The 11142-nt window shown below is 69.5% G+C and carries 8 protein-coding genes; all 8 read left to right on the top strand.

What is annotated here, in order from left to right; genetic code table 11:
• The first annotated feature begins 3 nt into the window (after nucleotides 1-3).
• The 8 genes from AVCA_RS23765 to AVCA_RS23730 all read left to right on the top strand — a co-directional run bounded on the left by AVCA_RS23765 (nucleotide 4) and on the right by AVCA_RS23730 (nucleotide 10709).
• Nucleotides 4-1020, top strand: a complete 1017-nt coding sequence (locus AVCA_RS23765; protein WP_012703634.1) for a hypothetical protein — start codon at nucleotides 4-6, stop codon at nucleotides 1018-1020.
• 23 nt (nucleotides 1021-1043) lie between these two features.
• Complete coding sequence (locus tag AVCA_RS23760) at nucleotides 1044-3014, top strand: vWA domain-containing protein (protein WP_012703633.1); 1971 nt, start codon at nucleotides 1044-1046, stop codon at nucleotides 3012-3014.
• 1216 nt (nucleotides 3015-4230) lie between these two features.
• On the top strand, nucleotides 4231-4935 hold the full coding sequence (locus AVCA_RS23755; protein ID WP_373878230.1) for an ABC transporter ATP-binding protein: 705 nt from the start codon (nucleotides 4231-4233) through the stop codon (nucleotides 4933-4935).
• Nucleotides 4925-6148: an ABC transporter permease gene (locus AVCA_RS23750; protein WP_012703630.1), complete on the top strand. Its 1224-nt coding sequence runs from the start codon at nucleotides 4925-4927 to the stop codon at nucleotides 6146-6148. Before AVCA_RS23755 ends, AVCA_RS23750 begins: the two co-directional genes overlap by 11 nt.
• Nucleotides 6149-6185: 37 nt before the next feature.
• A complete protein-coding gene (locus AVCA_RS23745) occupies nucleotides 6186-7712 on the top strand; it encodes a formylglycine-generating enzyme family protein (protein ID WP_012703629.1) in 1527 nt (508 codons plus the stop codon).
• A gap of 24 nt (nucleotides 7713-7736) precedes the next feature.
• A complete protein-coding gene (locus AVCA_RS23740) occupies nucleotides 7737-8447 on the top strand; it encodes a hypothetical protein (protein WP_012703628.1) in 711 nt (236 codons plus the stop codon).
• A gap of 3 nt (nucleotides 8448-8450) precedes the next feature.
• Entirely contained in the window at nucleotides 8451-8948 is a 498-nt protein-coding gene (locus AVCA_RS23735) for a coiled-coil domain-containing protein (protein ID WP_012703627.1), read from the top strand.
• A gap of 15 nt (nucleotides 8949-8963) precedes the next feature.
• Entirely contained in the window at nucleotides 8964-10709 is a 1746-nt protein-coding gene (locus tag AVCA_RS23730) for a VWA domain-containing protein (protein WP_012703626.1), read from the top strand.
• The last annotated feature ends 433 nt before the right edge of the window (nucleotides 10710-11142 follow it).

Raw genomic sequence — 11142 nt, 5'->3', positions numbered from 1 at the left:
CGCATGCTGAGAATCGAACTGACGGCCGCCGCCGGCGGCCAACCCGGCTACGGCGAACTGAGCCTGCGCGGCTGGCCGGGCGGCACAGATGGCTTGGAACTGAGTGTGCTGCGCAACCAGGACAGCCTCTACCTGGATGCCGGCGGCGGCTGGGACAGCCTGCCCGTCTGGCACGCCATCGACGGCCTGGAACGGCGCGGCGAACTGCTGGTCGGCAGTGTCGGCCCCTGGCTGGTCGATCCCCTGGTCCGTGACCCGAAGATGGTCTACCGCCTGCAACTGCGCGATGCCGGGCAGAGCGATGCCGGCGTGCTGCGCATCGTCGGCGACATCCTCTCCTCGTCGGCCGTCGGCCAGCCGCAGCCGGAGGAGCCGGCGCCCAAACCGCGGGCCGCGCCGCCCGAAGCGAAGCCCGAACCCGTGACCGTCGAGCCGCCGGTCGAGAAGCCGCGGGCGGAGCCGTCGCTGGTCGCCAGGCGCGAAGACGAGGAAGCGCCCGTCACGCCGCCGCCGGGGCCCGTCCGCTGGCTGCCGCTGGTCCTCGGCCTGCTGGCGCTGCTCGGCATCGGGCTGGGGGCCTACTGGTACTTCGTGCTGCGTCCGCAGACGCTGACGCCGGTGGCGGAAGCCCCGGCCGCGACGCCGGCGCCCGCCGCGTCCGGCGGCGAGGCGAACCCCTGCGACGCGACCGCCCTGGAAGGCGCCGGCGACGACCTGGCCTTCATCCAGTCCTGCCTGCGCTCGAATCCGCCCACGGCCCGGGTGCTGGAGGTGATCGACGCCGCCAAGCGCGCCAAGCGCTGCGGCGTGGTGCAGCGTCTCTACGCGCACAAGGCCCAGGCCGGCGACGCCGCCATCGCCTTCGCCTACGCCCGCGAATACGACCCGCAGACCTTCGCCGCCGGCGGCTGCGTGAAGTCCGCCGATGCCGAAACCGCCGCCTACTGGTACGAGATCGCCCTGGCCAACGATCCGGCCAACGCCGACGCCAAGAAGCGCCTGGAGGCCCTGAAACCATGAACCCGCGCGGAAGGAAGACGACGATGTGGCGCGAGATGGCCCTGCTCGGCGGCCTGCTGCTGGGCGCCTGTGCCGGCCCGGCGCTGGCGGCCGACGACAAGCCCCTGCTGCAGGCCGGCAAGAAGACTCTCTACCAGCGCGTGCTGACCACGCCGAGCTGCCGCCTCGGCGACCAGCCCGGCGCGGCCGGCGGCAAGCCGCAGCCGGCCTTCACCCGCTTCTACGTGTATCAGCGGCAGAAGGTCGGCGACGGCGAATGGCTCAAGGTCGGCCCGGACAGCTACGGCGAGACTCTCGGCTGGATCGACGCCGGCTGCGCGGTGGACTGGAAGATGCAGATGACCCTGGCGCTGACCAACCCGGCCGGGCGCGAGCCGCTGCTGTTCTTCCGCCAGCGCGAGACGCTCGACAAGCTGTTCGGCGCGGACGATCCGGGCAAGCTGCTCAAGCCGATCCGCGCCAACCTGGCGGGCCAGGGCCGCGATGCCGCTGTGGTCGCCCGCGAGCCGGACTACGCCGTCGATCTGGCCAAGCGCTTCTATCTGCTGCCGGTGCTCGATGCCCGGGAAATCATGACCGAGAAGGGCTTCCGGGTACGCGAGCTGGAGGTCGCCTCGGTGACCGCCGCCGAGCCGAAGAGCGCCGAACAGGCCGCCCGGGACAAGGCCGGCGAGGTCAACACCCTGAAGGGCTTCAGCGCCGCCGTGGTGTTCGTCATCGACTCGACCATCTCCATGGGCCCCTACATCGACCGGACCCGCGAGGCGATCCGCAAGATCTACCAGCGCATCGAGCAGGAAAAGCTGCTCGAGCAGGTCAGGTTCGGCCTGGTCGCCTACCGCTCCAACATCAAGGAAGTGCCGGCGCTGGAATACGTCAGCAAACTCTACGTCGATCCGGCCAAGGTACAGGGCGGCGAGGACTTCCTCGCCAAGATGGCCGCACTGAAGCCGGCCACGGTATCCAGCAGCCGCTTCGACGAAGACGCCTACGCCGGGGTCATGCGCGCCCTGGACGGGATCGACTGGACCCGGTTCGGCGCCCGCTACATCGTGCTGGTCAGCGATGCCGGCGCTTTGGACGGCACCGATCCGCTGTCCGCCACCGGCCTCGACGCCGCCCAGGTGCGCCTGGAGGCCAAGCATCGCGGCGTGGCCATCTACAGCCTGCACCTGAAAACCCCGAGCGGGGCGAAGAACCACGCTTCCGCCGAGGCGCAGTACCGCGACCTGTCGAACAACCCGATCCTCAACAAGCCGCTGTACTACCCGGTGGACGCCGGCGACGTGGATAACTTCGGCAGCAAGATCGACGCCCTGGCCGTCGCCATCACCGGCCAGGTCAAGGCCGCCTACCGCGGCGAAATGGCCGCCGGCAGCGCCCTCGGCGCCGACGCCGACTACGGCGGGAAGGCCGACGCCACCCTGCTGGAAGACACCGCCAAGCTCGGCCACGCCATGCGCCTGGCCTACCTCGGCGCAGCCACCGGGGCCAGCGCGCCGCCGGTGTTCCACGCCTGGATCGGCGACCGCGACTTCGTCAAGCAGAACGTGCCGACCACCGAGGTGCGTGTGCTGCTGACCAAGGCCCAGCTCAGCGACCTTGCCGAGGTGGTGAAGAAGATCGCCGACGCCGCCAACGAGGGCCTGATCTCGCCCAACGAGATGTTCGAGCGTCTGCGCTCGGTGGCCGCGACCATGGGCAAGGACCCCAACCAACTGCAGAAGGGCGGCAAGTCCGCCACCCTGGCGGAGATGGGCCTGATGGCCGAGTACCTGGAGGGGCTGCCGTACCTCAGCGAGGTGCTCAGCCTCGACGAGGAGACTTGGAAGGGTATGGAGGGGCTGGAGCAGGAGAAATTCATCCGGCGCTTGAATACCAAGTTGAAGTACTACCAGAAGTACAACGCCGATGCCGATCGGTGGGTGTCGTTGGCCGAGGGGAGCGATCCGCGGGATCATGTGTATCCGGTGCCGTTGGAGGCGTTGCCTTGATCCTGGCTGGCGAGGGAGTCTTGGGGCCGGGCCGGGCACTTTCCTCGGCCCGAGCGACAGGTTTCGCCTTGCACGGCGAGTCACTTTTTCTTGTCTGGCCAAGAAAAAGTAACCCAAAAGAAGGCCACCCCCGTCGTCAGGCCCCGGCTGCGCCGGGGTTCCCTCCCTCCGTCGTCATTCCAGGGGCACGCCACGAAGGGCCATCCATGGCCCTCGGGCTTTTCGGCTTTGGCGTCCTGCGTCGCTCTACCTCCTGCATCCATGCAGTCGTCGCGGCATCCATGCCGCTCGACCCCTTCCATGCCGACTCCGCTCGGCCCGACGAAGGGGGAATGGGTGCAGTTCCCACCTCCGCGAAAAGCCAAACGAAGAGCCAGGAGCCGGGAGCTTTTTTCGGGATTGATCCCGAATCTCCGGGCAACACCCCGATCCCTTGTAGGAGCGAATTCATTCACGACCGGCGCAGGTATGAAGCTTCAGGTGCCGCCAGGGCTGCGGCGGATGGCCGCCCCGATAAATCCGCTCCTACACCAAGCCGCATGCGCCTGCAGGAATCCCTGCCTCCGCGAACGAAAAGCGAAGCGAAGGGCAGAAAAGCCTTTTCAGGATCGATCCCGAGTTTGCAGGCAAGCTCCCCGGTCCCGTTCAGAAGGCCGAGCGCAGGCGTTGCGGAGGGGGACGCGAGGCAGGACGCCGAGCGAGTCACGAAGGGACAGGGACGTCCCTTCGTGACGTGCCCCCGGAGCGGCGCCGGAGCGAGGGAACCCCGGCGTAGCCGGGGCCGGATGACCGGGCGCGCTTTCTCTTTGCGCGGGCAAAGAGAAAGTGACTCGCCGTACAAGGCGAAACCTGTCGTATCAGCCGAGGAAAGCATCCGGCTCGGCACCAAGCCTTCTCGCCAGCTCCCGAAAAACCCTTCGCTCCAGGCAGGAAAAACGTATCGGAGCGGCACCGGAGGGAGGGAACCCCGGCGCAGCCGGGGCCGGATGACCGGGCGCGTTTTCTCTTTGGTCACTTTCTCTTTGCGCGGGCAAAGAGAAAGTGACTCGCCGTACAAGGCGAAACCTGCAGGTCGGGCCGAGGAAAGTATCCAGCCCGGCACCAAGCCTTCCCGCCAGCCCCCCGAAACCTCCCCACTTCCAGGCAGAGAAAACGCCTCGGCCCGGCACCAGGGCCAGGAACCCACCCGGAGCATGCACAGACCATGACTCCCCCCTTGCTCCACATCGAAAACCTCGCCATCCACCGCGGCACCTACCGCATCCTCCTGCCACGCCTGTCGCTGGCGCGCGGCGAAGTGGCCGCCATCACCGGCGCCAGCGGCTGCGGCAAGAGCACCCTGTTGGAAATGATCGGCCTGATCCTGCGCCCCGAAGACCTCGACCGCTACGAACTGGACGAGCGCGACGCCGGCGCCCCGCTGGACATCGCCGCCCTGCTGCGCGCGGACCGCCAGGCGCGTCTGGCCGACCTGCGCGCCCAGCGGCTCGGCTTCGTCCCGCAGAGCGGCGGGCTGCTGCCGTTTCTCGACGTGCGCCAGAACATCGCCCTGCCGCGGCGCATGCTCGGTCTGCCGGCCGGCGGTGAGCGGGTCGAGGAAGCCGTCGAGCGCCTCGGGCTGCGGCCGCTCCTGCACAAGAAGCCCGCCCAGCTCTCCATCGGCGAGCGCCAGCGTGCCTCCTTCGTCCGCGCCATCGCCCACGAGCCGGACCTGCTGCTGGCCGACGAGCCCACCGCCGCGCTGGACCCCTTCCAGGCTCGGCGGCTGTTCGAGCTGATCGTCGAGACCAGCCAGCGCCTGCGCATCGCCACCCTCTTGGTCAGCCACGACTGGGGCCTGCTGCGCGACTGCGCGATCCGCCGGCTGGTGGGCGTGCCGGAGGATGGCGGCGGCGGCACGGTGTTCCGCGATGCGGCCTGACGCGCGCCCCGGCTGGGGCCTGCTCGCCGCCCTGGCGAGCCGCGATCTCTGGCACGACCGGCAGGTCTCGCTGTGCATCGTCGCCGCGCTGGTGGCGGTGATCGCGCCGCTGCTTTTGCTGTTCGGCCTCAAGCACGGCGTGGTTTTGCAACTGCGCGGCGAACTGCTCGACGATCCGCGCAACCTGGAGATCCGCCTGCTCGGCAACCACGACCTGGACCGCGCCTGGTTCGCGCATCTGGCCGCGCAGCCGGGGGTCGGCTTCGTCATGCCGCTGACCCGCTCGCTGAACACCCAGGCCGACCTGGCGCGCGACAGCCAGCGCTTCGTCGCCGACGCCGAGGTCATCCCCAGCGGTCCGGGCGATCCCTTGCTCGGCACGCGCCTCGCGCCGCCGGAAGGCGACCGGGTGCTGCTCAGCGCCAGCGCGGCGCGGCGTCTGGAGGTAGGCGCCGGCGAGCGCATCCGCCTCGCGGTGCTGCGCAAGCTGGACGGCAACAGCGAGCGCGGCCAGCGCGAACTGACGGTCGCCGGAGTACTGCCGGAGACGGCCTTCTCGCGCCCGGCGCTGCTGGTACCGCTGGATCTCCTGGTGGCCATGGAGGATTTTCGCGACGGCTTCGCGGTGCCCGCCCTCGGCTTCGCCGCCGGCCGGGCGCCGCCGCCGCGCGAGCGCTATGCCCGCGCCCGCGTCTACGCCGGCAGCCTGGACGATGTCGCCCCGCTCGCCGCCTGGCTGGAAGGACAGCGCATCGAGACCGGCACCCGGCTGCGCGAGATCGAGTCGGTGAAGGCCGTCGACCGGGTACTCGGGCTGATCTTCGCGGTGATCGCCTGGACCGCGGCGATCGGCTGCGTCGCGTCCCTGGCCGGCGCTTTCCTCGCCAACATCGACCGCAAGCGCAAGGACCTGGCCCTGCTGCGCCTGCTCGGTTTCCGTCGCATCGCGGTCGGCGCCTACGTGATGGTGCAGGCGGCGCTGCTCACCTCTCTGGCCTTCGCCCTGGGCTATCTGGCCTATCTGGCCGGCAGTACGGTATTCAACCGGGCCCTGGGCGCCAACCTGGCCGCCGACGCCTTCGTCTGCCGGCTGGAAAACCTGCATATTCTGCTGGCCTTCGCCAGTGCGTTGCTGATCGCCATCCTGGTGGCGGCGGTAGGAGGGTATCGTGCGATTCACATTCAACCGGCGGAAAGCCTGCGGGATCTCTGAGCGCCGCCGCGCGCCGGCCGTGGCGCTGGGACTGGCGGTGGCGCTGGCCAGCCTGCCGGCCGCCGCGGCCTGGGACGCGAAGTACTACAACCCGCAGCCGCAGAAGGACGACGTGTTGCTGCCGATGCCCTGCGGCGGTTTCATGGCCTGGCGCCAGGTGCGCGTGCCGATGGCCAGCCCGCTGGACGACTACGCCGTCACCCTCGGCCAGGACAGCGAGGAATGGGGTTATCTCGAACAGGCGCGGCCGACCCATATCGCCGGCAGCTTCAGCGTCGCCAAGCCGGAGCCGGGGCGCTATTACCTGCTGGCCAAGTACGAGGTCAACGAACTGCAGTACCGCGCGCTGATGAACGGCCAGTGCCCCGAGCCCTCCGCCGAGCTGCGCCTGCCGAAGACCGGGTTGAGCTGGTTCGACGCCGTGGCCTTCACCGACCGCTACAACCTCTGGTTGCGCCAGAATGCCCCGGACAAGCTGCCGAAGGAAGACGGCGCGGCCGGCTTCCTGCGCCTGCCCACCGAAGTCGAATGGGAGTTCGCCGCGCGTGGCGGCCTGGCGGTATCCCCGGCGGAATTCCGCGACAGCCGCTTCCCCATGCCGGAGGGCATCGAAGCCTACGCCTGGTTCGCCGGCGCGCAATCGGCCAACGGCAAGCTGCAACTGGCCGGCCTGCTCAAGCCCAACCCGCTCGGCCTGCACGACGTGCTCGGCAACGCCGACGAGATGCTCTTCGAGCCCTTCCACCTGAACAAGCTGGACCGCCAGCACGGCCAGGCCGGCGGCTACATCGTGCGCGGCGGCAACTACCTGACCCCGCAGGCCGAGCTGCGCACCGCGCTGCGCCAGGAACAACCCTACTACGCCACCGACGGCAGCGCGCAGAACCGCCTGAAGACCGGCGGCTTCCGCCCGGCCCTGGTGGCGCCGGCGCTGACTTCCCGCGAGCGGATCAGGCAGGTCGAGGCCGACTGGAAAAAGCTCGGCACGACCCGCCCCGAGGCCCAGGCCGAAGCCGGCGCGCGGCCGGCCGGCCGGGACCCGGCGAGCGAGATCGCCAGCATCGCCGAGGGCGTGCAGGACGACGTGCTCAAGGGGCAACTGGAGAAACTGCGCAGCGACCTGCGCGCCAATACCCAGGCGCGCGACGAACAGCGCGACCAGGCGATCCGCTCCGAACTGCAGCTCGGCGCCTTCCTCTGCACCAAGCTCAAGGACGACGGGCTCTTCCTCGACACCCTCGAAGGCAATTACAGTCGCAGTTGCGGCGCGGACGGCACGGAGCCCAAGGCCCGTTGCGAGGCGCGCCGGGAGCAACTGGACGGTCATCGCAAGGTGCTGGATTTCATGCTCAACTACTACGCCGACAGCGTGGTCGGCACGGCCCTGAACTACAACCAGGCCAGCGTCGAACCCCAGGTCGGCCTGGTGGCGCAGCAGTTGGCCGCACGGGGCAAGAGCAACCTGCGCACCTACCTCGATACCCACTGGAACAACCTGCGCACCTACCTGAAGGATGGCAGGGTGGCGCGTGCCCACTGGCTGCAATCCTGCAAATCCCTCTGATCGGAGACAGCGAGACTGGAGATTATGGTCGCCTCGTTCACGGCTAAACGAATCGCCTGGGCGGTGCTCGCCCTGTCGTTGGCGGGTTGCGAGACCCTGAACGGCCCCGGCATGGGACAGACCGACCCGCGGCTGTCCAACAGCAGCTCGGCGCGCTTCTTCAGCAAGTCCGGCTGGCAGGCCTGCGCCGGTGGCGCGGTGGTCGGCGTGCTGGCCTGCCAACTGGCCAATCCGGACAGGAAGGGCGAGTGCATGGCCGGCGCGGCGGTACTCGGCTGCGGCGTCGGCATGGGCGCCAACTACTATCTCGATCAGCGCCGCAGCCAGTACGCCAACACCGAGCAGCGCCTCGACGCGGCCATCGCCGACGTGCGCAAGGACAACCTCGAACTGCAGGACCTGAGCCGCACCGCGCGCACGGTGATCGCCGACGACCGCCAGAGCATCGCCATGATCCAGAGCGACATCGCTTCCAAGCGGGTGCAGAAGGCCCATGCCCAGCAGCGTCTGGCCAAGGTCGACGCCAATCTGGTATTCCTCCGCGACAAGCTGGCCAATGCCCGCAGCAAGCAGGAGGAATGGCGCAAGGTGGCCGCCGCCGAACGCGGCAGCGCCAGTGCCGCGCGCATGGACACGCTGAATGCCGAAATCAACAGCATGCAGCGGCAGATCAACGCCCTGGAAGCCGAGATCGACCAGCTCTACCGACAACGCTCCGCCATCCGCCTGGGCTGAACCATGCACCGATTCTTCCGATTCCTGTCCCTTGTCGCCGCCGGCCTGTCGCTCGGCGCCTGCGCGGTGAGCCCGCAGGAGTGCGATCCGCGCAACGCCGATGCCGGTTTCGCCACCAAGTTCGGCTGCAACGTGCACGGCGGCTACGCCCAGCGTGTCGAGCAGAAGGAAAAGATCCTGCTCGACGAGCGCAAGACCAACCAGTTGTTCCGCGACACCTATGCCGCCCTCGACAAGGAGCGCAGCGAGGTCGGCCGCGAACTGAACCGCCAGCGCGACGAATACGCCGCGCTGAACAAGGCGATGAACGCACTGCTCGCCGAACTCAAGCAGAAGGGCCGCAACAACCAGCGCCTGCAGAACGAGATCGCCGCGCTGGAAAAGGAAATGGCCGGCATCAACCGCCAGAACGACGGAAAGGCGGTGGCGCAGAAACAGTACGAACTGCAGAAACTGCGCACCCGGCTCGCCAGCCTGGAAAGCGACCTGGGCCTGCGCTGACCGATCGAGGCGAGCATGAAGCGAATCACCCGTTCATCCAGCGCCGGGCGCAGCGCGGCCGATGCCCTGGCCGGCCACGCGGAACTGACGGCCATCCTGCGCCGCCACCTGCCGCCGAGCACGGCGGCCCTGTTCGCCAAGCCCAGGCAGGCCGAGGGCGACATCGTCGAGTGGTACTCGGACCTGGGCGGCCAGCCGGTGCCCTTCGCCGAGCTGGCGCCGCAGGAAGCGCGCCAGGTGCGCCAGCTGCTGGACGAGCGCCTGGCCTCCATCGTGGAACTGGCCGGGCGTCTCGAAGGACTGGGCGAGGAGGGCAGTCGACAGGCCGAGCTGTTGCGCCAGGCCGCGCGTTACCCGGACACCGCCACCCTCTATGCGCTGAACGGCCAGCCGCTGGTGACCTTCTGGGGCGGCGGCGAGCCGCCCGCACCGCCCGTGCCGCCGCCGGCCGCCGCCGGATTGCCGGGAGCGGCGCCGGCGGCCCTGGCTACCGCCGGCGCCGCGTCCCTCGCCGCCGCCGGGCCGCAACGCCGCTGGTGGCCCTGGCTGCTCCTCCTGCTGTTGCTGCTGGCCCTGCTCGCCGGCCTCTGGTGGTGGCTGTTCGGCCGCCAGGAGCCGCCGGTGGAGCCGATCGCCGCGACCGAGCCGCCGGCCGTCCAGGAACAACCCGAGCCGCCGGTCGAGGAAAAGACTCCGCCGGTCGAGGAACCCGAGCCCGAACCGGAACCCGTGCCCGAGGAAAAAGCGGAGCCCGAACCCGTGGTGCCGCCGGCGCCCAAGGTCGAGGCGGTGCCGCCCAAGCCCGAGCCGAAACCGGAGCCCAAGCCCGAACCGAAGCCCGTGCCCAAGCCGGAACCCAAGCCGGAGCCGAAACCCGAGCCCAAACCGGACCCGGTCGAATTGGCGCGCAAGCGCATCGTCGCCGCGGGTAGCAACTGCAACAGCCTGCAGCAACTGCTCAGCCAGGACCCGCAGGTCAAGCAGAACCCGGCGCTGCGCGGCGAAGTCGAGGCGAAGCTCAAGCAGCAGTGTCGGCAGCAACTGATCGTCAACGCCAAGAACCTCTGTCCGGACGAGCGACCCAAGGAACTGGCGCCGGAGCTGGCCATCGTGTTCGACGCCTCCGGCTCGATGGACATCAGCCTGCTGGCGACCAAGCAGGAGATCGACCGGGCGGTGATGGTGCAGGGCATGACCGACATCGCCGCGCGCGTGCTGCTGGGCGGCAATCCGGGGATCGACACCACCGGCCACCTGTACCGCGAGCCCAAGCGCATCACCGCGGCCAAGCAGGCGACTACCGCGGTGGTCCAGCGCCTGCCCAGCGATGTCAGCGCCGGTCTGGTGCTGATCGAGCGCTGCCCCGCCTCGCGCAGCATGGGCTTCTTCACCCCGGTCCAGCGTGGCGGCCTGCTGGCGCGCCTGAATTCCATCCAGCCGGTGGAGGGCACGCCGCTGGCCGACGGCGTCGCCAAGGCCGGACAGATGCTCGACGGCGTCAACCGCGAGTCGGTGATGGTGGTGGTCTCCGACGGCGAGGAGAGCTGTCACCAGGACCCCTGCGCGGTGGCCCGCGACCTGGCGCGGCGCAAGCCGCACCTGAAGATCAACGTGGTCGACATCGCCGGTACCGGCGCCGGCAACTGCCTGGCCCAGGCCACCGGCGGCCGGGTGTTCAACGCCAGGAACGCCGGCGAACTGGCCGCGATGACCCGCCAGGCCGCCCAGGACGTGCTGCCGCCGGCGCATTGCCGACAGTGAGGCGCGGCTTCTCCCCTCTCTCATATGGAGAGGGGCCGGGGGAGAGGGTAGTTGGCGGCTCTCTGCGGGCTGGTTCCCCTCTCCCCGACCCTCTCCCCGGAGGGGAGAGGGAGGCATGGATGATCCGCCAGGCAGCCCAGGACGTGCCGCCGCCAGCGCATTGCCGACAGTGAGGCGCGGTTTCTCCCCTCTCCCATATCGGAGAGGGGCTGGGGGAGAGGGTAGTTGGCGGCTCTCTGCGGGCTGGTTCCCCTCTCCCCGACCCTCTCCCCGGAGGGGAGAGGGAGGCATGGATGATCCACCAGGCCGTCCAGGACATGCCGCCGCCAGCGCATTGCCGGCAGCGAGGCGCGGCTTCTCCCCTCTCCCATGTGGGAGAGGGGCCGGGGGAGAGGGTGGTTGGCGGCTCTCTGCGGGCTGGTTCCCCTCTCCC

The sequence above is a fragment of the Azotobacter vinelandii CA genome (genome assembly GCF_000380335.1).
Classification (GTDB): Bacteria; Pseudomonadota; Gammaproteobacteria; order Pseudomonadales; family Pseudomonadaceae; genus Azotobacter; species Azotobacter vinelandii.
The sequence above is the reverse complement of the archived record's forward strand: the minus strand, read 5'-3'. Positions and strand labels throughout refer to the sequence as shown.

Bases quoted from the DNA above. Each gene is read 5' to 3' on its own strand.
- AVCA_RS23765 (WP_012703634.1), top strand. From the start codon at position 4: ATGCTGAGAATCGAACTGACGGCCGCCGCCGGCGGCCAACCCGGCTAC.
- AVCA_RS23760 (WP_012703633.1), top strand. From the start codon at position 1,044: ATGTGGCGCGAGATGGCCCTGCTCGGCGGCCTGCTGCTGGGCGCCTGT.
- AVCA_RS23750 (WP_012703630.1), top strand. From the start codon at position 4,925: ATGCGGCCTGACGCGCGCCCCGGCTGGGGCCTGCTCGCCGCCCTGGCG.
- AVCA_RS23740 (WP_012703628.1), top strand. From the start codon at position 7,737: ATGGTCGCCTCGTTCACGGCTAAACGAATCGCCTGGGCGGTGCTCGCC.
- AVCA_RS23735 (WP_012703627.1), top strand. From the start codon at position 8,451: ATGCACCGATTCTTCCGATTCCTGTCCCTTGTCGCCGCCGGCCTGTCG.
- AVCA_RS23730 (WP_012703626.1), top strand. From the start codon at position 8,964: ATGAAGCGAATCACCCGTTCATCCAGCGCCGGGCGCAGCGCGGCCGAT.